At 65.1% G+C, this 25,883-nt stretch carries 24 protein-coding genes; 7 read left to right on the top strand and 17 right to left on the bottom strand.

Annotation, left to right across the window (positions count from 1 at the left end; genetic code table 11):
- The first annotated feature begins 41 nt into the window (after window positions 1-41).
- Together ABIA70_RS06290 and ABIA70_RS06285 are read left to right on the top strand one after the other, a co-directional pair.
- Window positions 42-1,079 carry a 2-keto-3-deoxygluconate permease gene (locus ABIA70_RS06290; RefSeq protein WP_354146735.1) on the top strand — a complete coding sequence of 346 codons (1,038 nt, stop codon included), beginning with the start codon at window positions 42-44 and terminating at the stop codon, window positions 1,077-1,079.
- A gap of 545 nt (window positions 1,080-1,624) precedes the next feature.
- A complete protein-coding gene (locus ABIA70_RS06285; RefSeq protein ID WP_354146734.1) occupies window positions 1,625-2,203 on the top strand; it encodes a recombinase family protein in 579 nt (192 codons plus the stop codon).
- Window positions 2,204-2,356: 153 nt separating this feature from the next.
- Here the strand turns inward: ABIA70_RS06285 and ABIA70_RS06280 are convergent, their stop codons facing one another.
- From ABIA70_RS06280 to ABIA70_RS06245, 8 genes are all read right to left on the bottom strand, one after another.
- Entirely contained in the window at window positions 2,357-2,773 is a 417-nt protein-coding gene (locus ABIA70_RS06280) for an acyl-CoA thioesterase (protein WP_354147324.1), read from the bottom strand.
- Between the two features lie 110 nt (window positions 2,774-2,883).
- Window positions 2,884-4,953, bottom strand: coding sequence for an ABC transporter ATP-binding protein (locus ABIA70_RS06275; RefSeq protein WP_502917179.1), 2,070 nt, complete (start codon window positions 4,951-4,953; stop codon window positions 2,884-2,886).
- A complete protein-coding gene (locus tag ABIA70_RS06270) occupies window positions 4,950-6,683 on the bottom strand; it encodes an ABC transporter ATP-binding protein (protein WP_354146733.1) in 1,734 nt (577 codons plus the stop codon). Before ABIA70_RS06270 ends, ABIA70_RS06275 begins: the two co-directional genes overlap by 4 nt.
- Window positions 6,684-6,905: 222 nt before the next feature.
- On the bottom strand, window positions 6,906-8,552 hold the full coding sequence (locus tag ABIA70_RS06265) for an MDR family MFS transporter (RefSeq protein WP_354146732.1): 1,647 nt from the start codon (window positions 8,550-8,552) through the stop codon (window positions 6,906-6,908).
- A gap of 1 nt (window position 8,553) precedes the next feature.
- Entirely contained in the window at window positions 8,554-9,042 is a 489-nt protein-coding gene (locus ABIA70_RS06260; protein WP_354146731.1) for a MarR family winged helix-turn-helix transcriptional regulator, read from the bottom strand.
- A gap of 181 nt (window positions 9,043-9,223) precedes the next feature.
- The gene (locus ABIA70_RS06255; protein ID WP_354146730.1) at window positions 9,224-10,918 is read right to left on the bottom strand and encodes a thiamine pyrophosphate-binding protein; all 1,695 of its coding nucleotides are present in this window, start codon (window positions 10,916-10,918) and stop codon (window positions 9,224-9,226) included.
- Window positions 10,919-10,923: 5 nt separating this feature from the next.
- Window positions 10,924-11,988: an agmatinase gene (gene speB, locus ABIA70_RS06250; RefSeq protein ID WP_354146729.1), complete on the bottom strand. Its 1,065-nt coding sequence runs from the start codon at window positions 11,986-11,988 to the stop codon at window positions 10,924-10,926.
- Window positions 11,989-12,131: 143 nt separating this feature from the next.
- Complete coding sequence (locus ABIA70_RS06245; RefSeq protein ID WP_354146728.1) at window positions 12,132-12,707, bottom strand: helix-turn-helix domain-containing protein; 576 nt, start codon at window positions 12,705-12,707, stop codon at window positions 12,132-12,134.
- 283 nt (window positions 12,708-12,990) lie between these two features.
- Between ABIA70_RS06245 and ABIA70_RS06240 the strand changes: the two genes are divergently transcribed.
- Window positions 12,991-14,514: a sodium:solute symporter family protein gene (locus ABIA70_RS06240; RefSeq protein ID WP_354146727.1), complete on the top strand. Its 1,524-nt coding sequence runs from the start codon at window positions 12,991-12,993 to the stop codon at window positions 14,512-14,514.
- A 112-nt stretch (window positions 14,515-14,626) separates the two neighbouring features.
- Here the strand turns inward: ABIA70_RS06240 and ABIA70_RS06235 are convergent, their stop codons facing one another.
- Window positions 14,627-14,851 (bottom strand): hypothetical protein, encoded by a 225-nt coding sequence (locus ABIA70_RS06235; protein ID WP_354146726.1) that lies wholly within the window; start codon window positions 14,849-14,851, stop codon window positions 14,627-14,629.
- A gap of 259 nt (window positions 14,852-15,110) precedes the next feature.
- On the opposite strand from ABIA70_RS06235, the gene ABIA70_RS06230 reads away from it, so the two are divergent.
- Both ABIA70_RS06230 and ABIA70_RS06225 read left to right on the top strand, forming a co-directional pair.
- Window positions 15,111-16,253, top strand: coding sequence for a VIT1/CCC1 transporter family protein (locus ABIA70_RS06230; protein WP_354146725.1), 1,143 nt, complete (start codon window positions 15,111-15,113; stop codon window positions 16,251-16,253).
- Entirely contained in the window at window positions 16,253-17,176 is a 924-nt protein-coding gene (locus ABIA70_RS06225) for a matrixin family metalloprotease (RefSeq protein ID WP_502917178.1), read from the top strand. Before ABIA70_RS06230 ends, ABIA70_RS06225 begins: the two co-directional genes overlap by 1 nt.
- 58 nt (window positions 17,177-17,234) lie before the next feature.
- Here ABIA70_RS06225 and ABIA70_RS06220 read toward each other — a convergent pair whose 3' ends face one another.
- Together ABIA70_RS06220 and ABIA70_RS06215 are read right to left on the bottom strand one after the other, a co-directional pair.
- On the bottom strand, window positions 17,235-18,371 hold the full coding sequence (locus ABIA70_RS06220) for an LOG family protein (protein ID WP_354146724.1): 1,137 nt from the start codon (window positions 18,369-18,371) through the stop codon (window positions 17,235-17,237).
- A 6-nt stretch (window positions 18,372-18,377) separates the two neighbouring features.
- Window positions 18,378-18,848 (bottom strand): SRPBCC family protein, encoded by a 471-nt coding sequence (locus tag ABIA70_RS06215; protein WP_354146723.1) that lies wholly within the window; start codon window positions 18,846-18,848, stop codon window positions 18,378-18,380.
- A gap of 241 nt (window positions 18,849-19,089) precedes the next feature.
- Between ABIA70_RS06215 and ABIA70_RS06210 the strand changes: the two genes are divergently transcribed.
- Entirely contained in the window at window positions 19,090-19,830 is a 741-nt protein-coding gene (locus tag ABIA70_RS06210; RefSeq protein ID WP_354146722.1) for a GntR family transcriptional regulator, read from the top strand.
- Window positions 19,831-19,846: 16 nt separating this feature from the next.
- Window positions 19,847-20,740 (top strand): 5-deoxy-glucuronate isomerase, encoded by an 894-nt coding sequence (gene iolB / locus ABIA70_RS06205; protein ID WP_354146721.1) that lies wholly within the window; start codon window positions 19,847-19,849, stop codon window positions 20,738-20,740.
- 85 nt (window positions 20,741-20,825) lie between these two features.
- Here the strand turns inward: iolB and ABIA70_RS06200 are convergent, their stop codons facing one another.
- From ABIA70_RS06200 to ABIA70_RS06175, 6 genes are read right to left on the bottom strand one after another with little or no spacing between them, the layout of a single operon-like run.
- Window positions 20,826-21,866, bottom strand: coding sequence for a Gfo/Idh/MocA family oxidoreductase (locus ABIA70_RS06200; RefSeq protein WP_354146720.1), 1,041 nt, complete (start codon window positions 21,864-21,866; stop codon window positions 20,826-20,828).
- Window positions 21,863-22,648, bottom strand: coding sequence for a TIM barrel protein (locus ABIA70_RS06195; RefSeq protein ID WP_354146719.1), 786 nt, complete (start codon window positions 22,646-22,648; stop codon window positions 21,863-21,865). The genes ABIA70_RS06200 and ABIA70_RS06195 overlap by 4 nt, the downstream gene beginning before the upstream one ends.
- The gene (locus ABIA70_RS06190; RefSeq protein WP_354146718.1) at window positions 22,648-23,736 is read right to left on the bottom strand and encodes a Gfo/Idh/MocA family oxidoreductase; all 1,089 of its coding nucleotides are present in this window, start codon (window positions 23,734-23,736) and stop codon (window positions 22,648-22,650) included. The genes ABIA70_RS06195 and ABIA70_RS06190 overlap by 1 nt, the downstream gene beginning before the upstream one ends.
- Window positions 23,737-23,771: 35 nt before the next feature.
- A complete protein-coding gene (locus tag ABIA70_RS06185; RefSeq protein ID WP_354146717.1) occupies window positions 23,772-24,371 on the bottom strand; it encodes a Gfo/Idh/MocA family protein in 600 nt (199 codons plus the stop codon).
- A complete protein-coding gene (locus ABIA70_RS06180) occupies window positions 24,368-24,802 on the bottom strand; it encodes a Gfo/Idh/MocA family protein (RefSeq protein WP_354146716.1) in 435 nt (144 codons plus the stop codon). Before ABIA70_RS06180 ends, ABIA70_RS06185 begins: the two co-directional genes overlap by 4 nt.
- A complete protein-coding gene (locus tag ABIA70_RS06175; RefSeq protein ID WP_354146715.1) occupies window positions 24,802-25,797 on the bottom strand; it encodes a Gfo/Idh/MocA family oxidoreductase in 996 nt (331 codons plus the stop codon). The genes ABIA70_RS06180 and ABIA70_RS06175 overlap by 1 nt, the downstream gene beginning before the upstream one ends.
- Window positions 25,798-25,883: the final 86 nt, after the last annotated feature.

The raw sequence follows: 25,883 nt of genomic DNA, 5'->3' as shown, positions 1-25,883 counted from the left end.
CGCGCAGCCCCCAACCACCCAACTATTCACAGGAGAAATCAATGTCGATTCCCATCAAGAAAGCCCTGGAAAAAGTCCCCGGCGGCATGATGCTGGTGCCCCTCTTCATCGGCGCCATCATCCACACCCTCGCCCCGGACGCCGGTAAGTTTTTCGGTTCCTTCACCGGAGCCTTCTTCACCGGCCTTCCGCCCCTCCTGGCCGTGTTCTTCGTATGCCTCGGCGCAACACTCGAAGTGAAATCAACGCCCTACATCCTCAAAAAAGGCGGGGTGCTCCTCGGCTCAAAGATTGCCTTCGCCATCCTCATAGGCGTCATCGCCGGACGCTTCCTCGGCGAAGCGCCCATCGAAACCGGAATCCTTGCCGGTCTCTCAACCCTCGCCCTCGTCGCCGCCCTGAACGACACCAACGGCGGCCTCTACATCTCCCTGATGGGACAGTTCGGCCGCAAACGCGATGCTGGAGCTTACTCCATCCTCTCGCTCGAATCCGGCCCCTTCCTGACCATGGTCACCCTCGGCATCGCCGGCCTCGCTGCCTTCCCCTGGCAGGCACTCGTCGGCGCGATCCTCCCGCTGGCACTGGGCATGCTCCTCGGAAACCTGGACAAGAACATGCGGCATCTCCTGGCCCCGCTGGTACCGGCAATGATTCCGTTCCTGGGCCTGTCCCTCGGACTGACCATCAACCTCAACGCCGTCGTCGAAGCAGGACTGCTCGGCATCGCCCTCGGACTGTTCGTGGTCTTCGTCGGCGGCGCAGTGCTGCTGCTCGCCGACAAACTCACAGGTGGTGACGGCGTAGCAGGCCTCGCCGCAGCAACCACAGCCGGAAACGCGGCCCTCGTCCCCGCTATCGTCGCCACGGCCAACCCCGTCTACGCGCCGGCCGCGGAACACGCCACCGTGCTCGTGGCAGCCTCGGTCGTCGTCTCCGCAGTGCTCTGCCCAATCGTCACCTCAGCATGGGCCCGCCGGGTGCAGAAAAAGGAAGGCCTGACGGACGCAGAAGACAACTCGGTCGAGCAGGAGGCGCTAGCCCCCAAGCATGCAGGTAGTACCCCAGAACTGACCTAGCAGCACTACAGGAAGAGGGCGGGGCGTGCACACGGGTGCCCGCCCCGCCCATCCTTATACACCCGGACCTGGTGGACGGAAACGCCACCGGAAGGAACACCATGAATGCAGACACTCAGCTAGTGAAAGTCCCATCCCCCAGCCCGCAAAGTCGCCTACTCAGCTATCACAACTGGATTCACCTGAACCCGGGCGACAGAGTGATCGTCAAACGAACCGGATGTGCACCCGAACATGGCACGGTGGATGACGTCGGCGAAGACGCCTCATACTTTTGGGTCTGGATCGACGGGCAAAGCAGAACTCTGATCTTCCGTGGAGACGGATCGGTCATTCACAAACTCCGCCACTAGCCTCAGCCGACATAACTAATCAGAGACGTAGGCGTCTTGAAACCCTTGAGATAGGAGACGTCTCACTGGCTTTGTCCGTAAGATCCTGATTCCTGTGAAATCACGGACCTTCTCTGGGTCCGGCGATTCTTATAACTATGTCTCGAAACTTCCCGCTTGAAGGGGCGTACTAATCATTAGTTATGAGACACATTGGAGGCAGGCGTATCGAAACTTATTGGCCATGCCCGGGTTTCTACGCGGCAGCAGTCCACGGACCGGCAGCCGGCGGATCTACTTGCCGCCGGCGTTCGACGCGATGACCTCTATGTTGACCACGGCGTATCCGGAGCACGCGCTTCACGGCCAAAATTCGATGAAGCAGTTGACGCGCTCATGGATGGCGACACCCTCGTCATCACAACCTTGGACAGGCTCGGGCGGTCCACCCAAAACATGCTTGCCTTAACTGACGAACTCCGCAGCCGCGGCGCGGGTCTGCGCGTCCTGAACCTGGGCGGAGGCGACGTCGACACAGCAACACCGATGGGCTCCATGTTGTTCACAATCATGGCCACCCTCGCGCAGATGGAACACAAGATCAAGCGCGAACGCGTCAATGATTCCATAATCAAGCGAAGAGAAGCTGGCAAGGACCTTGGCGGCCGACCCCGCCGGGTCACTGAGAGTCAGATCAGAAGCGCTGTTCGCCTGGTCAAAGGTGGCGAGCCCGCGGCGCAGGTTGCACGGGATCTCGGTATGTCGCGAGCGACGTTCTACAGGCGGTCATGAGCGCTTGCCGACTAGCAGGGCGACATTTAGCGCCGCAAAAAGACCGCCAACAGTCACACCCCCGGGCGGACTTAGAAGCTGATGCTGGCAGGCCTTACTTGCAGTGTTAGAAAAGGTTGAAACAGGGTTTGCTGCAAAAGGTTTACGGAGGGTTCAAACAGCAAACGGCGCCATCCGCTCCTTCTGTTCCGGGGTCAGGCGCAGGACCCGGCCGGTGCCTTCATCGACAAAGGCGAGGTGGCTGCTGGCCCGGACGCAGTCCTCCCGGGTGACGGGATCCTGGATTACGTAGTGGATATCGAAGCTGGCGCCCTTCACGGCGCCTATCCACACCTGCACCACGGCAGGGATGTTGCGGTATTCAAGGGTTTTCACGTAGCGGATCCGGTGGTCCACCACCAACGCCAAAACACCCTCCGGAACATCGTTGAAGAGCGACACCTCCGGCTCGATGCCGGGCAGGCCGGAACCGCGTGGCGGGCCGAAGGCAGCAATCCGGGCTTCCTCGAGGATCCGGACGATCTGGACGTTGTTGATATGCCCGTATGCGTCCATGTCCCCCCAGCGCATGGGGACAAGGACCTCGATGCGCCGGGGACCGGTGAGGCTGGGATCAGGGAGACTGGGATCAGGGAGGCTGGGACCCGTGCGCTGGGAATCGGACGGGTCCGTGTGCACGCTCAGCTGTGCACCGCCGTCGAATCATCAACCACGGTTTCTTCCATGTTGGAACCGGCAAACTGGGACATGTACAACCGGTAGTAGGCGCCCTCGGCGGCCAGCAGTGTCTTGTGGTTGCCCTGCTCCACGATCCTGCCGTTCTCCATCACCAGGATGGTGTCAGCGTCCCGGATAGTGGAGAGCCGGTGCGCGATCACAAAGCTTGTACGGTCCGTCCGCAGCGCAGCCATGGCCTTCTGGACCAGCAGCTCCGTCCGGGTGTCAACGGAGCTGGTTGCCTCATCCAGGATCAGCAGCGACGGGTTGGCCACAAACGCGCGGGCAATGGTGATCAGCTGCTTTTCACCGGCGCTGACGTTGTTGCCTTCCTCGTCGATCACGGTGTTGTAGCCATCGGGCAGGGCACGGACGAAGCGGTCAACGAACGTGGCCTTGGCGGCTGACATGACCTGTTCTTCGCTGGCGTCCAGGTTGCCGTACCGGATGTTGTCGTAGATGGAGCCGCCGAACAGCCAGGCATCCTGCAGCACCATGCCCACCTTGGAGCGGAGCTCGGCCCGGCTCAGGTGCGTCACGTCCACGCCGTCCAGGGTGATGGAACCGGAGTTGAGCTCGTAGAAGCGCATCACCAGGTTCACCAGGGTGGTCTTGCCCGCGCCCGTGGGGCCGACGATTGCCACCGTGTGCCCTGGCTCAGCGGTGAAGGACAGGTTTTCGATCAGCGGCTTGTCCTCGCTGTAGCTGAACGAGACATCCTTGAATTCGACATGCCCGTCCGTCTTGGCAGGCAGGTGCTCGGTGGCCGTCTCTGAATCCTCCTCATCGGCGTCAAGGAACTCGAAAACGCGCTCAGAGGACGCCACGCCGGACTGCAGCATGTTGGCCATGCCGGCCATCTGGCCCAACGGCTGGGTGAACTCGCGTGAGTACTGGATGAACGCAGTAGCGTCGCCCAGGGACATGGAGCCGGAGGCAACGCGCAGGCCGCCCACCACGGCGATCCCCACGTAGCTGAGGTAGGAGACGAACTGCATCACCGGGAAGATGATGCCCGAGACGAACTGCGCCCCAAAGCTTGCCTTGTACAGTTCCTCGTTGCGCTCTTCGAACCGGGCCAGCATGTCAGCGTCGCGGCCGAACACCCGCACGAGGTCGTGCCCGGAGAACGATTCCTCGATCTGGCCGTTCAGGGCACCGGTGTTCTTCCACTGGGCTGCGAAGAGCTTTTGGCTGCGGGCGCCGATCATGCCCGCGGCCACCCCGGCAAGCGGCAGCGCAATCAGGGCAATGAGCGCCAGCTGCCAGGACACGATGAACATCATGACCACGATGCCGATGACGGTCAGGACCGAGCTGATCAGCTGGGCAAAGGCCTGCTGGAGGGCTTGCTGGACGTTGTCGACGTCGTTCGTCACCCGGGAGAGGACGTCGCCGCGCTGGCGGGTGTCGAAGTAGTTCAGCGGAAGCCTGTTCAGCTTCTTTTCCGTATCGTCGCGAAGCTTACGGATGACCTTCATGACGATGCGGTTCAGGACGTAGCCCTGCAGCCACAGGAAGATGTTGGCCACAAAGTACATGAGCAGGACAATCGCGATCAGGACCGAGAGTTTCTGGAAGTCGATCCCTGTTCCCGGAATAAGCTCCATCCGGGAAACCATGTCAGCGAAGTTGTCCTGCCCCTGCCGGCGCAGGCCCTCAACGAAGTCATCCTTGCTGACTCCGGCGGGCAGCTGCTTGCCCACCACGCCGCCGAAGATCACGTCCATGGCCTGGCCCAGGATTTTGGGCGCGATGACGTTCAGGACCACGGAAACGATCACCAGGGCAACCACGGCGAAGATGCCCACGGCTTCGGGTTTCAGCAGGCCCATCAAGCGCTTCGCCGAAGGCCAGAAGTGTTGTGCTTTCTTAGCGGGCACTCCACCGAACATGTCGCCGTCGGCCTCGGAGGGCTTGAATTCCTCCTCGACGAAGTCGTCGTCCAAGAGGTCCGGCGTGCCCTCGGCGTCCGGGGCTACTTCCGTGCCCTGGGCCCCGGCCGGTGTTGCGTCCTTCTTGGGGGCGCTCATGCCATTTCCTCCACGCTCAGCTGGGATTCAACAATTTCCTGGTAGGTGGGTGAGGTTTCCAGGAGTTCCTCGTGGGTTCCGCGGTCCACGATCCGGCCGTTGTCCAGCACCAGGATCTGGTCCGCCTCGATGATGGTGGAGATCCGCTGCGCCACGATGATCACAGTGGCCTCGGCGGTGGTCTTCTTCAGCGCCTCACGAAGGCGGGCGTCGGTGGCAACGTCCAGTGCCGAGAACGAGTCGTCGAAGAGGTACACCTTGGGCTTGGTGACCAGCGCACGGGCGATGCAGAGCCGTTGCCGCTGACCTCCGGAAACGTTGGTGCCGCCCTGGGCGATCCGGGCGTTCAGGCCGTTCTTCTTTGCGCGGACAAAGTCCTCGCCCTGGGCCACGTGCAGCGCGTCCCACAGTTCCTGGTCCGTGGCTTCGGTCTTGCCGAAGCGCAGGTTGTGCTCGATGGTGCCGGAGAACAGGTAAGGCCGCTGCGGCACCAGTGCCACGCGTTTGGTGATCTCGGACCGGTCCAGATTGGCGACGGACACGCCGTCCAGGAGTACCTCGCCGTCGGCGATGTCGTAGAGGCGCGGCAGCAGGGACAACAGGGAGGTTTTGCCGGCACCGGTGGAACCGATGATGGCTACGGTCTCCCCCGGCTTCGCTGTGAAACTGATGTTGCTCAGCACCGGCGCTTCTGCACCCGGGTAAGCGAAGGTGACGTTCCGATATTCCACGACGCCGGCAAGGGCGACGGGAGCTTCGGGACGTTCGGGGTCATGGATGGAGGGTTCGACGTCGAGCACTTCACCAATGCGGTCCGCGCACACCGAGGCGCGCGGGATCATCATGGCCATAAACGTGCCCATCATGACGGCGATGAGGATCTGGAGCAGGTACTGCAGGAAAGCCGTCAGCGCGCCCACCTGCATGTCACCGGAATCAACGCGCTGGCCGCCGAACCACAGCACTGCGGCCGTGGACAGGTGCAAAATCATGCCGATGACGGGGAACATCAGGACGAACAGGGAGCCGATCTTCAGCGACACGTCCGTCAGTTCCTTGTTGGCAAAACCGAAACGTTCGGTTTCGAAGGGTTCGCGGACAAATGCCCGGACCACCCTGATGCCGATGATCTGTTCACGCAGGACGGCGTTGATGCGGTCGATCTTCTTCTGCATGGTGCGGAAGAGCGGGATCAGCCGGACCACCAGGTAACCCACCACCACAATCAGCACCGGAACCGACACCCAAACCAGCCAGGACAGGCTGATGTCCTCGCGCAGGGCCATGATGATGCCGCCGATGCACATGATCGGAGTGGCCACCATGAAATTCAGGCCCATCAGCACCAGCATCTGGACCTGCTGGACGTCGTTGGTGCCGCGGGTGATCAGGGTTGGCGCTCCGAACGTGTTCACGTCCTTGGCTGAGAAGCTGGTGACCTTGCGGAAGACTCCGCGGCGGAGGTCCCGGCCCACAGCCATGGCCGTCCTGGAGCCGTAGTACACGCCCGCGATGGCTGTGCCCACCTGGGCAAAGGCCACCAGGAGCATCACGCCACCGGTCCGCCAGATGAAATCCGTGTCCCCGCGGGAAACGCCTTCATCGATGATCTGGGCGTTGAGGCTGGGAAGGTAGAGCGCGGCAATGGTGGACGCCAGTTGGAAGACGACGACGGCGACGATGTATGGCAAATACGGCCTGGAGTACCGCCGTATGAGGGTGAGGAGCATGCCCACGGGTCCTTAGGGAGAAAACGCGAATTGGTGAGTTCAAGTAGTAACAGCCAGGGCTGACATTCCTGCGGTTCCCACTCTACGAAATCAGTTGGCCAGGCGTAACATCTGCGGCCGAAAGTTCATCCGAAAGCCCCGGCGGGCGGACAGGTGGGGCCCGGACTCCCCAGGAAAGGAACCGGGCCCCCGTGTGGTTGCACGGCACTGTTCGCGAAGAGGTCAGCTGTTCGCGGACGTGAGTACCGGCGTCGGCCGTTCAGCGTCTGCCGTCAGTTGGCTGTCCGGCCGGACGCCTGGCTGAACGACTGGCTGAACGACTGGGCGGGTGTCCGGCTGGACGTCAACGGTGCGCCGCAGCGGGCGTTCCTTGATGAACAGCACGGAGACCAGGGCGACGACGGCGACGACGGCGGAGATGAGGAACACCTCGGCGGTGGCATCACCATAGGCGGCGCGCATGATTTCGCGGACGGGTGCGGGCATGTCCACCAGGTCCATGCTGGCTCCGGCCGAGCCTCCGGCCACGGGGATGCCGGCAGCGGCCAGGCCCTCGGTGGCGAGTTGGCTGACCCTGCTGCTCAGGACCGCACCCAGGACTGCCACGCCGATCGCGCCACCCACTGAGCGGAAGAAGGCCACGGATGCACTGGCCGTTCCGATGTCGGACGCCCGCACGGTGTTCTGCACGGCCAGCACCAGGTTCTGCATCAGCATGCCGAGGCCAATACCCAGGACTGCCGTGAAGATACCGGCCTGCCACAGCTCGGTGGTGTGGTCCATGGTGCCGGCCAGGCCCAGTCCGCCGATCAGCAGAACCGATCCGCCGATCAGATACCTCTTCCACTTTCCGGTGCGGCTGATCAGCAGGCCGGAGACCACGGAGCCGGTCAGGTTTCCGGCGATCATGGGAAGCGTCAGCAGACCCGCCTCGGTGGGCGACGCGCCACGGGCCACCTGGAAGTACTGGCCAAGGAACGTGGTGGAACCGAACATCGCGACGCCCACTGCGACGGAGGCCAGGATGGCCAGGGCGGTGGTGCGCTCGGAGATGATCCTGAGCGGGATGATGGGCTGCTCCACTTTGGATTCGACCAGCACCAGCAGGGCCAGGAGCACCACGCCGCCGCCCACCATGGCCGCCGACTGCCACGAAACCCAGTCGTAGTATGCCGGGTTGCCGGCGAAGGAAACCCAGATCAGCAGGAGGCTGACGCCTGAGGTCAAGAGGATGGAGCCCAGCCAGTCGATCTTGGCCGGACGTTTGATGTGCTGGATCTTCAGGGTGACCTGGAGCAGGATGAGTGCAACCACGGCCAGCGGCACGCAGACGAAGAACGTCCACCGCCAGCCCAGCGGGCTGTCCACGATGAAACCGCCCAGCAGGGGGCCGCCGGCGGTGCCCACCGCCATCACGCCGCCCATGTAACCGGAGTATTTGCCGCGGTCCCGCGGCGGGATCATGGTGCCGATGATGGCCTGTGACAACGCAGTGAGCCCGCCCATGGCAACGCCCTGGATCACGCGGGCGGTGAGCAGCAGCGGGATGGTCTCGGAAAGTCCGGCCATCACCGAGCCGGCCACGAAGACAACAATGCTCAGCTGGACCAGGACCTTTTTGTTGAAGAGGTCGGCCAGCTTGCCCCAGATCGGGGTGGTGACGGCGTTGGCCAGCAGCGCAGCCGTGATCACCCAGGCGAAGTCCGTCTGGGTCCCGTGGAGATCGGACATGATGGTGGGCAGCGCGTTGGCCACGATGGTGCTGCTCAGGATGGCTGTGAAGAAGGCCGCCAGGATCCCGGTAAGGGCCTCCATGATCTGGCGGTGGGTCATCGCCACGGGCGGCGCTGCGGCGGGTGGATTCGGCATATCAGTGCTCCTTGGGGGTCTGGGTCATGGTGATGGGACCGGTCGCCGTTGCCCGGGCTGAGTGTTTGAGGGATTCCGTGAGCCTGGCCAGGGTGCGGGCCGTGTCTTCGGCGTCGCCCTGGCTCCAGTTGCTGAGGTAGTCCTGCAGGGTGGCCGTGCGGTGCTGCTCGATCTGCCGGAGCTTGTCCACCCCGGCGGGCGACAAGGCCACCAGCTGGGCCCGGCCGTCGTCGGGGTCCTGCCGCCTGATGACATACCCCTGCATTTCGAGGTCCGCGATATGGCGGCTGAGGACCGGGGCGCTGACGCCGAGGCGCTCGGCCAGGTGGGTTGCACGGGCCTCGCCCTCCCCCACGAACCTGAGCACGCCCTGCAGCGCCACTCCGGTGTCCATGCCGCGGAAACTTGCATTTGCCACGCATCGGACCACGCGCTGGAGGTCGAAAATGCGGGAGACGAGATCCGCCGCGGTATCTGGCGCAACTGCCATGGTTGGGTTCCCCTCATTTTGCTTGCCTTGGGCAACTATATCTCAAATTGGTTGCTTTGGGAAACTAACGAGCGGAGGGGTCCTTAAACGCCGAGCGCGGACCGGCGGCCAGTGCCCTTGCTTCCAAGGGTTTGTGGCTGCCGGTCCGCGCTGTTTTCCGGAGCGGGCAGGAGCGGGTTTTTCAGTCGTCCAAGTGGGTGGGACCGAACATCCTGAGCAGGGTTTCGACGACGACGACGTTGGGGCCGTCCGCGGCGAAGGCCGCTTTGAGCGCGTCCCCCACGTCCTCGGGGGCCGCCTTGGTGGCCGGCACGCCGAACGCCTCGGCGAGTTTGACGAAGTCCGGGCGGGCGAGCTCGGTGGCCGTGGCCTTGCCGAACGCGCCCACCATGTATTCGCGCAGGATGCCGTAGCCGCCGTCGTCCACGATCAGCCAGGTGACCGGCACGTTGTGCTGCTTCGCTGTGGCAAGTTCGGAGATGGAGTACATGGACGAACCGTCACCGGAAACCGCGAGCACCCGGCCTGGCTTGCCCAGCGTTTCCAGGCCGACCGCTCCGCCGATGGCGGCCGGGAAGCCGTAGCCCAGGCCACCGGCACCCTGGGCCGAGTGGAACTGGCCGTCCTTGGCGTCCCAGCAGCTCCAGCCCCAGTACGCGGCGATGGTCATGTCCCAGAAGGTCTGCATGTCCGCGGGGACTGCCTCCCGGATGTCGGCCATGAACTTCAGTTCCTTGCCCAGGTCCTGGGATTCCAGCCTGTGGCGAACCTTGGCCAACGACTCCTTCACCAAGGTTTCGGGGGTGGTCCCGTGCCAGTTGGGTTCGGTGTCAGGTGCGGCCTGAAGCGCCATGTCCAGGGCGGCGAGCGCCTGGCCGGCGTCCGCGCGGATGCCCAGGCCGGGGCTGTTGGACTCGAGTACCCGTGGTTCGGCGTCGATCTGGATGATCCGGCCGCGGGGTTCGAAAGTGAAGTAGTTGGACGTGACCTCGCCCAAAGAGGAGCCGATCACAATCAGGACGTCGGCGTCTTCCAGGAGGTCCGTCATGTAGCGGTCCTCGATCCAGGACTGCAGGGAAAGCTCGTGGTTCCACGGAAATGCCCCGTTGCCGCCCGGCGTACAGATCACGGGAGCGCGAAGCTTCTCGGCGATGGCGAGCAGGGACTTCTCGGCCCGGCCGCGGCGCGTACCTCCGCCGGCGATGATGGCCGGACGTTCCGCCGTCGAAAGCCACTTCACGGCCTCGCGGATCAGCTCCACGCGGGGCGGATTGTCCGCCGCTTCGGCGAGCGCGTCCTCAACCGGCGGAACCATGATGGGATCCAGGAGCACGTTCTGCGGAATTTCCAGCCAGACAGGCCCCTGCGGGGAGGAGATCGCTTCGGTCCACGCATCCTGGATGGCCGACGGGATGCCGGACGCGTGCTGGATCAGGCGCTGGCTCTTGGTGACGTTGGCGGCCGAGGCCTTCTGGTCATCCAACTGGTGGAGCATTCCCTTGCGGCGGGCCCCCAACCCGTCGAGCGGGATCTGGCTGGCCACCACCACCATGGGCACGCCCGTTGCGTAGGCCTCCTGCAGGCCGGCCAGGGACGTCAGGGCACCGGGACCGGTGGAGAGGAACAGGACGCCCACCTCCCCCGTGGCCCGGGAGTAACCGTCAGCGGCGAAGGCTGAATTGTTCTCCACCCGGGAGGAGACGAAGTGCAGGTTTCCGCGGCCCATGGCGTCGAACAGACCCAGCGCGTGCTGGCCGGGAATGCCGAAGACCGTCTTGGCGCCCAGCGCTTCGAGGGTCTCGACGACGAGGTCCCCGCCGTTGCGGACGCTCGTTCCCTTGGTTGGCGCTGCTGTCCCGGGGTCGAAATCGATCATTGGGGCTACTCCTTACCGGCAGCGGCGAAGCCGGCCGGACGGCGGACTTCCTGGCCGAGGGCCTGGGCGGCGTAGCCGTTGGCTGCCCCGAAGCGGTCCCCTGCAACCGCATTGTCCGCCATCAGGGTGACCAGTTCATAGGCGACGTGGCTTGCTGCAACGCCGGTGATTTCGGCGTGGTCGTACGCGGGGGCCACCTCGACGACGTCGGCGCCCACCAGGTTCATGCCGCGGAAGCCGCGGATGATCTCCAGGAGTTCGCGGCTCGTGATGCCGCCGGCCTCGGGGGTTCCGGTTCCCGGGGCGTGGGCCGGGTCCAGGACATCGATGTCCACGGAGATGTAGAGCGGGCGGTTGCCGATCCGGTCGCGGACCTTGGCCACCGTTTCCATGACGCCCTGGTAATAGACGTCGGCAGAGGTGACGATGCCGAACCCGAAGCGGTGGTCGTCGTCGAGGTCCTTCTTGCCATAGAGCGGGCCGCGGGTGCCGATGTGGCTGATGGCCTCCGCATCCAGGATGCCCTCTTCCACCGCCCGGCGGAACGGCGTCCCGTGCGTGTACTCGGCGCCGAAGTAGGTGTCCCACGTGTCCAGGTGGGCGTCGAAGTGGAGCATGGCGATGGGGCCGCCTGCACGTTCCGCGGCTGCGCGCAGCAGGGGCAGTGCGATGGTGTGGTCCCCGCCGAGTGTCACCAGCTTGCTGCCGGTGGCCGTGAGGTCCAGGGCGTTCTGCTGGATGGTTTCGATGGCCTCGTTGATGTTGAACGGGTTGACGGCCATGTCGCCGGCGTCCGCCACCTGGATGTTCTCGAAGGGGCTGACATCCCAGGCCGGGTTGTACGGGCGAAGCAGGCGGCTCGCCTCCCGGACATGGTTGGCGCCGAACCGCGCGCCGGGGCGGTAGGAAACTCCGGAGTCGAAGGGCACGCCAACCACCGTGACGTCGGCCTTCGCCACCTGGTCCAGCCGGGGCAGGCGTGCGTACGTGGCAGCACCGGCGTAACGCGGGATGCGGGATGAGTCGATCGGGCCAAGATTGCCGTTGGCTTCGATGCGCAGCTCTTTCACAGTGAGCCCCTCCTTCGAGGATTGTTCTGCGGATGTGATAGCCATCATACGCAGAAGTTTCGCAATGTGCACCAAATGTTTACATCGAATGCCTGCCCGGACACAAACCGGGCAGGAGCGCACCCGGCAAGGAACGGGGCAAGCTACCTGCTGGCGGCGGGCACCAGGACCCAGAGGACCTCAACGGGCTCGTCGGTGGGGTTGGCCCATGTGTGCGGTTCGCGGCCGGGGAATGTCACGGTGTCGCCGGTGTCGAGTTCATACTCCTCATTGGTGAGGATCAGGCGGATGCGGCCCTTGATCACGTGAAGGACATCAACATCGCAGTCCACGGCGTAGAGTTCCGATTCCCCACGGCCACGTGGTTCGATGACCGCCTGGATGATCTGGACGCGGCGTTCGGAACGCGCCGTCAGCAGCCGTTCCACAATTCCTTCGCCGCCCAGGCTGATCCTGGGACCGGCGCCATTTTTGGTCAGATGTGTCTCCGGGGCCATAAACAGGTCACCGATGGAGATGGAGAGGACCTGGCAAAGTGTCACCAGGGAGGCGACCGACGGCGAGGTCAGGTCCCGCTCGACACGGCTCAGGAAGCCCTTGGTCAGGCCGGTGGCATCGGCCACCTGCTCGATGGTCAGCCGCTGGGACTGCCGGGCCGCGCGGATCCGGGAACCGATGGCAACCGGTGTATTGCTCGGCTCAACTGGCAGTGCCTTCATGTGCGAACCTTTCGTGACCGGGGGTCCGGCCCCATCTCTGGAGCAATCCTAATGGCCAGCAGCCCCCGCAAGGCGGCCCGGTACGTCGCAGAACAGCTTGTGGCGTAGCAACGTTGACTGTTACGCGGGTCACAGAATACGCTGACCGACAACAAATGTTGCCTATCAGGCAATTCACCCTTTGCCCTCGCCCTTTCCACGCCACAAGAGCAGCGGAAAATACCGGCCCCAACAGCACCGCCGGTCTCGACGCGCTGCACCTTAGCTCCCAAGGAACCCCGACATGGACCCTAACTTCATCAATATCGCCATCGTGGTGGTGTATCTCATTGCAATGCTGGCCTTCGGCTGGTGGGGCAAATCCCGGACCAGAAACAACAGCGACTTCCTCGTGGCCGGCCGCCGTCTGGGTCCTTTCCTGTACACAGGCACCATGGCAGCCGTGGTCCTCGGCGGGGCCTCCACGGTCGGCGGCGTCGGGCTCGGCTACAAGTTCGGCATCTCGGGCATGTGGCTTGTGGTTGCCATCGGCGCCGGCGTGCTGCTCCTGAGCCTTCTCTTCGCGGGCACCATCCAGCGGCTGAAGATCTACACCGTTTCCCAGATGCTCACCCTCCGCTACGGCAGCAAGGCGACACAAACCTCCGGAATCGTCATGCTGGCCTACACCCTGATGCTGTGCGCGACCTCGACAAGCGCCTACGCAACCATCTTCGTGGTGCTCTTCGGCTGGGAGCGCTGGCTCGCCATCGCCGTTGGCGGAGCCATCGTCCTGGTCTACTCCACCATCGGCGGCATGTGGTCCATCACCCTGGCAGACCAGGTGCAGTTCGTCATCAAAACCGTGGGCATTTTCCTGCTGATGCTCCCCTTCACCCTCAACGCAGCCGGCGGGCTCGACGGTATCCGCAGCCGCGTGGATGAAAGCTTCTTCCACATGGACGGCATCGGCGTGCAGACCATCATCACCTACTTCGTGGTCTACACCCTTGGCCTCCTGATCGGGCAGGACATCTGGCAGCGCGTCTTCACGGCAAAGAATCCGGAGGTGGCGCGCTGGGGCGGCGCCACTGCCGGCATCTACTGCATCCTTTACGGTGTGGCCGGCGCGTTGATCGGCCTGGGCGCCAAAGTTGCCCTGCCTGAGATCGACGTTGCCACTGGGGGCAAGGACATCGTTTATGCCGAAGTGGCGCAGAACCTGCTCCCTGTCGGCATCGGCGGACTCGTCCTCGCAGCAGCCGTCGCCGCCATGATGTCCACCGCTTCGGGCGCCCTGATCGCCGCGGCCACCGTTGCCCGCGCCGACGTCCTGCCGTTCGTAGCCAGCTGGTTCGGCAAGGACATCAACACCGAGGACACCGACAACCCCGAGCACGACGTCAAAGCCAACCGCATGTGGGTCCTGGGACTCGGGATCGTGGCCATCCTGATTGCCATCATCACCAAGGACGTCGTGGCGGCCCTGACCATCGCCTACGACATCCTGGTGGGCGGGCTGCTCGTGGCCATCCTGGGCGGCCTGGTGTGGAAGCGCGGAACCGGCCTGGCCGCTGCGGCCTCGATGGCGGTGGGTTCAATCATCACGCTCGGCACCATGATTGCGCTGGAGATCAGCGCGGAGGTCCCGCTGGACGGTGTCTTCGCCAACGAACCGATCTACTTCGGCCTGATCGCATCGGCCCTGGTCTACGTTGCGGTCTCGCTGCTGACCCGGCCCACGGATCCCCAGGTCATGCGCAACTGGGTACGGCGCGTTGCGGGCAAGGACAATGAGGAAGTGCCCGTGGCGGTTCCGGCACGCTAGAGGCTCCCGCACTTAGGAGTGAAGTACGACGGCGGCACCCCCGTTCGCATTCCAGCGAACCGGGGGTGCCGCCGTCGGCCGTTGTCATCCACATCAGGTGGATCGGCTTTGACTACTCAATCCCGCGGAACTCCTCCTCATCCAGCGGAACCACGCGTTCCTCGGCGTCGACTTTGACCGGAGGCGTGGGAACGATGACTTCTTCTGCGTCCAGGAACTCGTCCTCCGCATCCCAGTCGTCCTCGTCAACCGGAATGTCTTCGGCATAGTCGTACGCGGGATCCGCCTCAACAGACTCAAGGTGCGGCAGGTCCGGGTGCTCTCCGGTGGTGTTCATTAGTCCAACCTCCGTTTCTTCGCCTGTGACGTGCTCTCTCAGCCGGGCGGTGGCGGGCGCCCACACCTTCATAACAGCACCGCGGGATTGTGGGGTCAAGGGCCGGACGACCTGCGTTGACCGACCCGGAGGAGCGGGCTATTTTACGGGCAGCCGAAACTTGCGAGTGAGGTCTGCCAGCCGAAAATCCGCGGATTTCCGCGGTAGGCTGGGCTTTGCAATGGGGCAGAACCATGCCCTATCCAGCACAGGAGCCTCCGTGACTCAGCACGCCAAACCCAACCGCGCCCATCCCTCCGCGGAAGCCGGCACCACAGCACCACAGCCCACGGCAGGAGACATCCGCCGGTGGCGACAGTACCTCGCGGACGAGCGCGCCGAAGCCGCCGTCTACCGCGACCTGGCCCAGAACCGCGTCGGCGAAGAGCGCGACATCCTGCTGGCCCTCGCCGAAGCCGAAGGCCGCCACGAAGCCCATTGGCTGCGGCTCCTGGGTGACAACGCCCAGAAATCCCGGCCCGCGTCGCTGCGGAGCCAACTGCTGGGCTTCCTGGCCCGCCACTTCGGTTCGGTGTTCGTCCTTGCCCTGGCCCAGCGCGCGGAGGGCCGCTCCCCCTACGCCCGGGACCCCAGCGCCACCGATGCGATGGCGGCAGATGAGCAGATCCATGAAGAAGTGGTCCGCGGCCTGGCCACCCGTGGCCGGAACCGGCTTGCCGGCACTTTCCGCGCTGCAGTGTTCGGTGCCAATGACGGCCTGGTCAGCAACCTGTCGCTGGTGATGGGCATGGCTGCCTCAGGAGTTGCCAGCGGAGTGGTGCTGCTCAGCGGCATCGCCGGGCTCCTGGCCGGCGCCATGTCCATGGGAGCCGGCGAATTTGTTTCGGTGCGTTCCCAGCGCGAACTCCTCGCCGCCACCAGGCCAACCCAGATCACGCTGGCGGCGGCCCCGAAGCTCGACCTTGAACACAATGAACTGCTGCTGGTGTACCTGGCCCGGGGCATGTCCCGCGAGGCCGCCGAACACCGCGTGGCGGAACGCACAGGGCTGCTGGGCTGCGACTGCGACCCCAGCCTGTCCCTGCAGCCTGAACTGCCCGAAGCCGCAGACCAGCATGAGGCGATCGGGACCGCTTGGGGTGCTGCATTTTCCAGCTTCTGTTTCTTCGCCTCCGGCGCCATCGTGCCCATCCTCCCGTTCCTGTTTGGCATGACGGGAGTGGCCGCGCTCGTTGTGGCCGGCGTACTGGTCGGCCTGGCGTTGCTGGTGACCGGTGGAATCGTGGGCCTGCTGTCCGGCACGTCGCCGCTGACGCGCGGGCTGCGCCAGCTGGCCATCGGCCTGGGCGCTGCCGGAGTCACGTATCTGCTCGGACTGGCCTTCGGCACCGTGGTGGGTTAGTGGACGCCGGTCCCCCGCGCCACTCGGATGGACGCCACCGGTGGCGCGGCGGTATTGTCCGGAATTTCCTACTGGTAACGGCGATCGGTGCTGCGGCTTTCCTGCTCGCGGGGTTTGTGTACGGGGATCCGCGCCTTCTCGGACTGCTGGACCTCCGGATCGGCCCGGGCGGCCTGCAACCCGGCGCAGGCCAGACCGGAACGCCGCAGCCCGGAACGGCCGGGCGGGCCGGACCGCTGACCGGAGAGGGCGCCGAAGCGCCGCCGCCCGGGCTGGAGGAGGCGGAAGCTCCTCTGGGCGTCCCCGAGGCGCCGGGAGTGGGAAGCGATTCGTACGGTTTCCTCGCGGTCAACGGCGACGGCACCCCGGTGGGATACTCCCCGTGCCGGCCGCTGCATTACGTCGTCAATGCCGAGCTGATTCCGGCCGGTGCCCAGCAGCTTGTTCCGGATGCCATCGCCAAAATTTCCCGGGCCACCGGCATCCGGTTCATCTATGACGGAGCCACCACGGAGCAGCCGTCCGGGCAGCGGGCTCCCTATCAGCCTGCCGCCTACGGTGACCGGTGGGCGCCCCTGCTCATCTCCTGGACAACCCCTGAAGCAGCCCCGCAACTCAAGGGCAAGGTCATTGGCACCGGCGGCAGTACGCACTTCAGCTTCGACGACGGGCCGAAGACTTTTGTCACGGGCAGCCTGGAACTGGACGCACCGCAGATCAGGGAAGACCTGCGGCAGCCCGACGGGAAGCTGTACGCCACGGCGGTCATCCTGCACGAGCTCAGCCACGTGATGGGCCTGGAACACGTGGACGATCCGAGGCAGCTGATGTACCCCGAAATCGGCACACCCGAAGGGCTCGCAGCCGGTGACCTCAACGGCCTGTACGAACTCAGCAAAGCCCAGTGCCGCAAGGATCTGTAGCTCCGGGGATCGGTCCTCACCCCCGTTGCCTCATCCCCGTCGAGACACCCGGTAAGCCCTACCCGCCCATGACGGCGAGGGCCTCCTCGACGCTGTCAACCAGGAAGATCCGGTCCTCCATTGCCCGTCCTGCAGCCAGTTTCTGGAGGATGGGCCACGCCGGATACTCCTCCTCCCAATGCCGTTTGCCCACCAGCACCATGGGCGTGACGGCTTCGCGGGCGCTGTAGTAGTTCTCGCACGCGTCCTGGAAGATTTCCTGCACGGTGCCCGCCGCTCCCGGCAGGAAGATGATCCCGCCGTCGCACACCTCCAAGAGGATCGCCTCCCGCACGGCGTTGGCGAAGTACTTGGCGATGTGCGTTGCGAAGTAGTTTGGCGGCTCGTGCCCGTAGAACCAGGTGGGGATCCCCAACGACGGCGTCCCGTCCGGGAAGCGTTCGACGACGGCGGCAGCCGCCCGTGCCCACGCGGACACGGAGGGGCGGAACCCCGGGACGGAACCAAGCCCTGCGAGCGCCGGCTCCACCTCGGATTCAGGGAAGCCGCTGAGGTAGGCGCCCAGGTTGGCTGCCTCCATGGCGCCGGGCCCGCCACCGGTTGCGACAACCCGCCCGCTGAGGGCGAGCAGTCTCCCCAACCCCGCGGCCTGGCCGAATCCTTCGCTGCCGCGCTGCGCCGCGTGGCCGCCCATCACTCCCACCACGGTCCGGCCGGCCAAAACATCCGAACGGAGGAACTCCTCCAAGGCATCTCCGATCGCATGATCGTGTAACGCCGAGGCCAGGGTGGACTCCAGCCGGTGGCGCTGCCCGGGCTGGATGCTCCACTGATACACCAGTGCGTCCGGCAGCTCCTCGTAGGGTGAACTCTCCAGGCCCGTATACAGCTCCTGCGGCGTGTAAAGCCGCGCCCGGTAGGGATCGAACGGAACACCTTCGAGGCGTGGGAATATCAGGGCGCCGCGCCGTCGGATCCGGTCCTCGACCCCCGGATCGAAGGTGCAGCCCAGGAAAATGGCGCCTTCCACGTCCAGGGTGTCCAGCGCAGCCTGCCGGCCCCGGAGGTCCAGGGACTGGGCATGCCAGCCGTGCATGGCCACTGCCCCGGCGCCCACCAGCCGGTCGAAGCTGTCAAGGCTCTCAACCTCGAGGGTGCGTGGGCTGTGGCCGCGGCTGGCGGTAAGGTCCACCATGGCTGTTTAGCCTGCCACTTCGGCGTTGCCCGTCAGGTGGTGATCCAACCGGGCAAGGGTTTCCTCGATGCTGACCGGATGGCGGCGCAGGTACCCGGCAAGCCGCAGGAAGAATTTGCCGCGGACTGCCCGGGCATCCCACTGTTCGGTAACTTTGGTCCCGGCGGTTCCATCGGCGGCGGTGGCTGGTTCCAGGATGTAGCGCCAAATGTGGCCATAGAAGTGGCGCCAGGCGATCCGCCGGCCTTCCTCAAATTCGCAGACTGTATTCAGGATTTTGTAGTCCACCTTCACGTTCATCTCCATGCCGAACTTCGCTCCGGCCGACAACCGCTCCGGGCCCCGCGGCTGGGCGCCTTTGACTGTGCCGGAGCCGTCGATAATGCTGTGCATCGCCGGGGTGGCGAGGATTTCAAAGATCGCTTCGGGGGTGGCTGCGATGAAGCGCTCACGGGAGATGAGGTATCGGTTAGTCATTCCCCCAGCCTAAAGGCAGCCAGTCCCGGCCGTCGGGACGGATACCGTCAAAAAAGAGCCCTTCGTGCGCATGTCCGGACATGTTTCTCCGATGCCACAGGCACAGGCCCACGGCTCCTTGACGGCCGCGCGCCTGCTGATATCATCGATTCAGAAGTATGTCCTATCAAGCGAACATATGCAGACCAGTGCCCCACAAGAGGTGCCGGCGGGCAACGCGCGGAACCTGAGGAAAGATTCAGTGACGAACCAACTCGGCCTCATCATCGACCGGTCCTCCCCTGTCCCCCTGTACCACCAGGTGGTCCAGGGGATTGAAGCTGCCATCCACAGCGGCGTCCTGGAACCTGGCAGCAGGCTGGACAATGAGATCGACCTCGCCGCCCAGCTCAACCTGTCCCGGCCCACCATGCGCAAGGCCATGGATGAGCTGGTCCGCTCCGGGCTACTGGTGCGCAAGCGCGGCGTGGGGACTCAAGTGGTCTCCAGCCAGGTCCGGCGGCCTTTGGAGCTGTCCAGCCTGTTCGACGATCTCACCAACAACGGCAAAAAACCCACCACCGAGGTGCTGAGCTTCTCGCACGGGGAGGCAGACGCAGCCACGTTGGCCACCCTCCAGATCCCCGCCGGCTCCACGGTCTACCACTTCACCCGCCTGCGCAAGGTCGGCGGGAAACCGCTGGCACTGATGGAGAACTGGGTCCGGGATGACATCGTCTCCATCGACGAAGCAACCCTCGCAGCCGAGGGCCTTTATGCCATCCTGCGCCGGGGGGGCGTCAACTTCCGCCTCGCCACCCAGCGGATCGGGGCAGTGATCGCCAACGACTACCAGGCGGGCCTCCTGGACACCCCGGTGAACTCAGCACTTGTCACGATGGAGCGAACCGCCACCGATGACACCGGACGGCGCGTGGAAACAGGCAACCACGTTTACCGCGCCGATTCCTACAGCTTTGAAATGACACTCGTACAGCGCTAACGCAAGGAAAAACTCTATGGCCAACTGGGTCTATCCCCTGGGCACCGCCGCTGAAGGCGACTGGGACATCTCACTCGGAACCTCTGATTCCGTACTGGCCGTGGACGGCTGGGCCCACACGGGCCTGAAGGTGGCCACATTGGCGGCCGGCGCCGCCGTCGTCCTTCCGGCAGCAGGCGAGGAAAGAATCATCGTTCCCCTCAGTGGCTCGTTCACCGCAACGGTCGACGGCGTCGAGCACCGGTTGGGCGGGCGGGCTTCGGTTTTCCACGGCCCCAGCGATGTGCTCTACACGGGCACGGGAAAGTCCGTCACTATCAGCTCGGCCGACGGCGGCAGGGTGGCGGTCGCCACCGCTCCCGCCAGCTCGTCCTACCCCACCCGGCTGGTCACCGCCGCCGAAACCCCCGTGGAACTCCGCGGCGCCGGAAACTGCTCACGCCAGGTCCACAACTTCGGGACGCCTGCAGCACTGGAAGCTGACCGGTTCATTGTGTGCGAGGTGATCACGCCCGCCGGCAACTGGTCCTCCTATCCCCCGCACAAGCACGATGAGGAAAAGGACGGGGAGACCCAGCTCGAGGAGATCTATTACTTCGAGACCCGGGTGGCCGACGGCTCCGGGGCTCCGGCCGACGCCGATGCGATCGGGTACCAGCGTGTGTACGCCTCGGACGAGCGTCCCATTGATGTCGCCGCCGAGGTCCGCACCGGCGATGTTGTGCTGGTTCCGTACGGCTGGCACGGCCCTGCCATGGCCGCCCCCGGCTATGACATGTACTACCTCAACGTGATGGCGGGCCCAGGCCCGGTCCGCGAATGGCTGATCAGCGATGACCCCCACCACGGCTGGGTGCGGCAGAGCTGGGACGGCCAGGACGTGGACCCCCGTTTGCCGTTCGGCGCCTGAGGCAGCCACAGAACTCAAAAGCTCCCCTCCGGGAAAGTATCTTCCGGAGGGGAGCTTTTGAGTGGGGCCTGACGGTTCAGACGGCTCAGACCGGGTGGTTGGCGGCAAGCGTCACCCTGACCGGAACCCCGCTCGCCAGCGACTCCTGCGCGGCGTCGGCCACCCGTGAAGCGGCGACGGCGTCCTCCGGCGTGCAGGGGTTCGCCCGCCGGCCGAGGACCAGCTCAACAAAGGCTGCCATTTCCGAGCGGTAGGCCGCATCGAATCGTTCGGCGAAGGTTTTGTGGGACTCGCCCGTGGGGAACCTGACCCCCTGCTCGGCTGATCTCAGGGCGGACTTCTCGTCGAGGCCGACCATCACGGAACCCTTGGAGCCCTGGATCTCGAGGCGGACGTCGTGCCCGGCCCCGTTGTAGCGGCTGGCGGAGACGGTGCCCACGGTGCCGTCGTCGAACGTGATCACAGCCAGCGCCGTGTCCACATCCCCCACCCCGCCGATGGCTGGATCTCCGTTGTTGGAGCCACGGGCGTAGACCTCCACGATTTCGCGCCCGACCAGCCATCGCAGGATGTCGAAATCGTGGACCGAGCAGTCGCGGAACAGCCCGCCGGAGGTCGCCAGGAATTCAACGGGCGGGGGCGTCATGTCACAGGTGACGGCCCGCAGCGAGTGGATCCAGCCGAGCTCCCCGGCCTCGTAGGCACGCTTCGCTTCGAGGTACCCGGCGTCAAAGCGGCGCTGGTGGCCGATTTGGACCACGCCGGCCTTGGCGCGGATGTGCTCCAGGACGGGCAGGGAATCGGCCACATTCATGGCCAAGGGCTTTTCGCAGAAAACGGGAATCCCTGCGTCCACTCCCGCGCGGATCAGTTCCGGGTGGGTGCCTGTTCCGGTGGCAATGACCAGGCCCTGGATGCCGGAAGCGATCAGGGCATCCACCGTCGGCAGGAATTCCGCGCCGAGGCCCGCTGCTACGGTGCGGGCGTGGTCTTCGGCGACGTCGGTCAGCCGCAGTTGGACGCTGATGCCCTGGCCCGCGAATTCCGCGTTGAGCGCTGCGATGTTGTTGGCGTGCATCACGCCGATCCGGCCCACGCCAACCAGTCCGAGAATGGTATTTTTCACAGTTTGTCCTCTGCATAGACGGTAAAGGCGGTTCGGAAGGCGTCGAGTGCAGCCAGGTCGTCTCCGCTCGCCCAGGCCTCCATGCCGACGGTGCCCTCATAGCCGGCGGCTGCGAGCGCCCGGGCCACGGCCGCGTAGTTGATTTCGCCGGTGCCGGGTTCGCAGCGGCCGGGAACGTCGGCCACCTGGATTTCGCCGATGTGCGGCAGGGCCGTGCGTATGAGCTCGATCAGGTTCCCCTCCCCCAGCTGTGCGTGATAAAGGTCCAGCATGAGTTTCACGTTGGGGTGGGCCACTGCTTCCACGAGTGCCAGCGTGTCCTTGGCACGGGCCAGGGGAATGCCCGGATGATCCAGCACCGTGTTGAGGTTTTCGAGGCAGAACGTCAGGCCGTGCTTCTCGCCGAGCGCACCAAGGCGTTCGAGGGTACGTGCGCCGGTGATCCACATCCTGCCGGTGGAGCGGAAGGCGGGACGGGCCGCTTTACCGTCGATAAGCTCCGCTGAGTGGACCACCATACGGCTGACGCCAAGTTCCAGGGCGGTGGGGACCAGTGTTTCGGCGGTCCGCACCACGTCATCTGCGGTGTCGGGGTCCACCAGGCTGCCGGAGGTGTATCCGGTCATGGAGGAGAAGACGGCGCCGGTGGCCTTGAGTGCTGCGATGTCCTTGTTCCTCGAGTCCCACAGTTCGACGTCGAATCCTGCCTGGTGGATCTGCCGCACCCGCTCGGTGAACGGCAGGCCCGTAAAGACCATTTCGGCGCACACGGCCAGGCGCATCAGACGGCTGCCTTCTGGGCCACAGCAACGGGACCGCCGTGCTGAACGGATTCGATGCACGCCAACGCCATGGCGAGGGCTCGCCGCGCGTCGGCGGCTCCAGGGGTGAGGGTGTACGCGCCCGACGGCGGCTGGTTGCCGTCGCGGTGCGCGCGGACGGCCGCGGTGAAGTCCACGAGTTCGTCGGTGTAGGCATCCCGGAAAAGCTCAACGTTGAGCCGTGGCGTATCGGCGGACAGGCCTTCGGCGGTGTACCTCACCGCTGCCGTTTCAGTAGGGCGTCCCGCCTGGACCATACCCTTGGAGCCGAACACCTCTCCCCGGACGTCGTAGCCGTAGAGTGCGCTGAAATTCGCCTCGGCCACTGCCAGGGCTCCGTTGCTGTAGCGGACGGTGACCACGGCTGTGTCCAGGAATCCCTGGACACGAAGGGCTGGTTCAACGAGGGCGTCCGCGGCGGCGTAGACCTCCACCGGCTCTGCGCCTTCGTTGAACCAGTTCAGGGTGTCGAAGTCGTGGATCAGCGTTTCCAGGAAGATGGTCCAGGCCGGGATCCTGGCTGCATGCCCGATGCTCCCGGTGCCCGGGTCCCTGGTCAGCGAGCGCAGGAGCTGCGGCGTCCCGACGACCCCCTTGGCCAGGTCCTTCTTGGCAGCCTGGAAGTCAGCAGCGTAGCGCCGGTTGAAACCGATCTGGAAGTGAATCCCTGCCGATTCCACCCCGCGGAGGGCAGCGTCGAGTTCGTCGAGGTTCTGCGCCCCGGGTTTCTCGCAGAAGACGTGCTTGGCCGCCGCGGCGGCCTGGGTGATCAGGGAAGCGTGGAACCGCGCTGGGCTGGCGATGATCACGGCGTCGATGTCCGGATCGGCCAGGATGTCTGCGGCGTCGGCCGTGACCTTCGCTGCACCGAGTCCGGCTGCCACAGAGGCGGCGGAGTCCAGGTTGGGATCGGCGACGGCGGCCAGGACGGCACCGGGAACCCTGCGGGCGATGCTTTCGCCGTGGAATGCTCCCATCCAGCCGGAGCCGATAAGACCAAGCCGCACCGGGGCGGGCATTTCAGTGGAGTGCTGTTCGATGTAGGCCATGGGCCTGTCCTTTCGATAGTCAGTACAACAATTGATCAGGCGGAACCGCTGTGTTCGCCCGGGAACTCAATGCCGAGCTGCCGCCGGATTTCATCGGCAGCTTCCAAGGTCCTGATGGAGGAAGCGAGGGGCCGCTGCGTGGTTTCCGTTTGACCGGCGGCGATGGCGCGGGCCACCGCCGCTGCTTCGTAGTGCAGGCCTTCGAAGTGGCCGCCGGCTGGTTCGTCGTGCCGGAGCCGGCTCCCGTCGGGGAACCGGACCTCAAAGCCGCCGGGCATATTGAACGGCCCGTCGATGGTCAATGTGGCAGCGGATCCCACAATCGTTGCCGCGGTGGGCGTGAAATTGTGGAGCTGGGTGTTCATCACGGCCTGGCTGCCGCCGGGGAACTCCATGATGGCGGAGAGCTGGGCGTTGACCCCGGATTCGTGCTGCCGGCCTACGGCGTGGAGCCGGTCGGGCGGGCCCAGGACCTCGGTGATAAGAGCCAGCGGGTAGGTTCCCAAATCCAGCAGCGGTCCGCCGGCCAGGGCCGGATCAAAGATACGGTGGCGGCGGTCGAAGTACTCGCCGTATTCGGCGAGGACAGTGGTCACGGTTCCCAGCACGCCGTCGTCGAGCACTTGCCTGATCACGTCGAATTTCGGCAGGAAGAGGCTCCACATTGCCTCGGCGGCGAAAACCCCGGCAGCTGTGGCCCGGGCGGTGATATCCCGCGCAGGCCGATGGGTTTCTCGATGAGGACGTGTTTGCCGGCGTCAATGGCGAGGAGGGCGGCGCTGCGGTGGAAGTTGTGTGGCGTGCAGACGTACACGATGTCGACGTCGGGAGATTCAGCCAGTTCTTCGTAGCTCCCGTAGGCTGCGGGCACACCGAAGGTTTCGGCGAACGCCTTGGAGCGTGCCAGGGAGCGGGAGCCGACCGCGGCGATCACCTGGTCCGCGTGGGCCTGCACCGATTCCGTGAAGCGTTCGGCAATCCATCCGGGGCCCAGGATCCCCCACCGCAGGCAGGGCGCGTCCCTTGAGTCCCGCACGCGTGATGCCGGCAGGGTGCGGAGCGGCATCAGTAGGTCACCTTCGTGAAGGCTCCATCACTGTGGAGCGAACGGATCATGGCCTGGGCAACCTGCGATGCCCGCAGGCCGTCTTCCCCGGTGGCGAGCGGCGCGGGTTCACCACGGCGGAGCGCGGAAATCCAGGCCTGGAGCTGCAGGCGGTAGGCGTCGGCGAAGCGCGGGCGCCAGTCAGCGGGGACATCGGAACGCCGCTGACCCTCCTGATGGATGGCCAGGGCGGCGGGTTCCGGCAGGGCGGCGGTACCGTTTTCCGACACGACCTCGCATGCGGTGGTGTAGCCGTACCGGGCGTTGAGGAAGAGTTCCAGGGTGGCAAGGGTGCCGTCTGCCGAACGCAGGAGCATGAAGGAAGGGTCCCGCAGATCTCCGGTGCTGTGCCGGGAACTGCGTCCCGCCTGCCAGGAGACCTCGGTAACCGGCGAGCCCAGCAACCAGGGGATGATGTCGAACTCGTGGATGGCCGAATTGGTGATGGCGGATTCGGAGCTTGCGCCCGGCCCTGAGGCTGCCGTCCGGCTGATGCAGTGCACCTGCAGGGGCTCGCCCTGGCTACGTGCCTGGGTGGCTACCCGCAGCGCGGCGTACCCGGGATCGAAGCGCCTCATGAATCCCATGGAGAGCAGCCGGGCCCCGGTTGCGGCAAAGATATCCGCCTCGGCTTCCACCACTTCGCGGCTTTCCAGGAGCGTCGGGGCCAATGGCTTCTCACACAGCACAGGGGTCATCGCTTCAAAGCACTCCAGGACGAGCCCGGCGTGGGTGTCGTCATGCGAGGCAATGACGACCGCGTCAACCTCGCTGGAGTCGATGAGCTCGGAAGGGTCTGTGGTGATGCGGGCCGACTGCGGCGCAGCTGCCGCCGCACGTCCGGCGTCGAGGTCTGCCACGAAGGTGACTTCGGCGCCGCTGATGGTGGTGGAGAGGTTCCTGATATGGTCCGCGCCCATGACACCGGCGCCAATGACGCCAACCCGGATCGGCATGCTGTGTTCCGTTCTGTTTCTATGGATGCTTCGCGCTGCGGTGTCTGCGCCATGGCGCAGCAGGAGGGGGCCCGGTCCTGTCGTTA

The organism is Arthrobacter sp. 754 (genome assembly GCF_040548695.1).
Lineage (GTDB): Bacteria > Actinomycetota > Actinomycetes > Actinomycetales > Micrococcaceae > Arthrobacter.
The sequence above is the reverse complement of the archived record's forward strand: the minus strand, read 5'-3'. Positions and strand labels throughout refer to the sequence as shown.

Coding starts and splice junctions, on each gene's coding strand:
- ABIA70_RS06215 (WP_354146723.1), bottom strand. CDS start 18,848: ATGACTAACCGATACCTCATCTCCCGTGAGCGCTTCATCGCAGCCACC.
- ABIA70_RS06270 (WP_354146733.1), bottom strand. CDS start 6,683: ATGCTCCTCACCCTCATACGGCGGTACTCCAGGCCGTATTTGCCATAC.
- ABIA70_RS06235 (WP_354146726.1), bottom strand. CDS start 14,851: ATGAACACCACCGGAGAGCACCCGGACCTGCCGCACCTTGAGTCTGTT.
- iolB (WP_354146721.1), top strand. CDS start 19,847: ATGGCCAACTGGGTCTATCCCCTGGGCACCGCCGCTGAAGGCGACTGG.
- ABIA70_RS06265 (WP_354146732.1), bottom strand. CDS start 8,552: ATGCCGAATCCACCCGCCGCAGCGCCGCCCGTGGCGATGACCCACCGC.
- ABIA70_RS06290 (WP_354146735.1), top strand. CDS start 42: ATGTCGATTCCCATCAAGAAAGCCCTGGAAAAAGTCCCCGGCGGCATG.
- ABIA70_RS06255 (WP_354146730.1), bottom strand. CDS start 10,918: ATGATCGATTTCGACCCCGGGACAGCAGCGCCAACCAAGGGAACGAGC.
- ABIA70_RS06175 (WP_354146715.1), bottom strand. CDS start 25,797: ATGCCGATCCGGGTTGGCGTCATTGGCGCCGGTGTCATGGGCGCGGAC.
- ABIA70_RS06280 (WP_354147324.1), bottom strand. CDS start 2,773: ATGCGCTGGGGGGACATGGACGCATACGGGCATATCAACAACGTCCAG.
- ABIA70_RS06245 (WP_354146728.1), bottom strand. CDS start 12,707: ATGAAGGCACTGCCAGTTGAGCCGAGCAATACACCGGTTGCCATCGGT.
- ABIA70_RS06275 (WP_502917179.1), bottom strand. CDS start 4,953: ATGAGCGCCCCCAAGAAGGACGCAACACCGGCCGGGGCCCAGGGCACG.
- ABIA70_RS06240 (WP_354146727.1), top strand. CDS start 12,991: ATGGACCCTAACTTCATCAATATCGCCATCGTGGTGGTGTATCTCATT.
- ABIA70_RS06180 (WP_354146716.1), bottom strand. CDS start 24,802: ATGCCGCTCCGCACCCTGCCGGCATCACGCGTGCGGGACTCAAGGGAC.
- ABIA70_RS06195 (WP_354146719.1), bottom strand. CDS start 22,648: ATGCGCCTGGCCGTGTGCGCCGAAATGGTCTTTACGGGCCTGCCGTTC.
- ABIA70_RS06220 (WP_354146724.1), bottom strand. CDS start 18,371: ATGGTGGACCTTACCGCCAGCCGCGGCCACAGCCCACGCACCCTCGAG.
- ABIA70_RS06190 (WP_354146718.1), bottom strand. CDS start 23,736: ATGGCCTACATCGAACAGCACTCCACTGAAATGCCCGCCCCGGTGCGG.
- ABIA70_RS06260 (WP_354146731.1), bottom strand. CDS start 9,042: ATGGCAGTTGCGCCAGATACCGCGGCGGATCTCGTCTCCCGCATTTTC.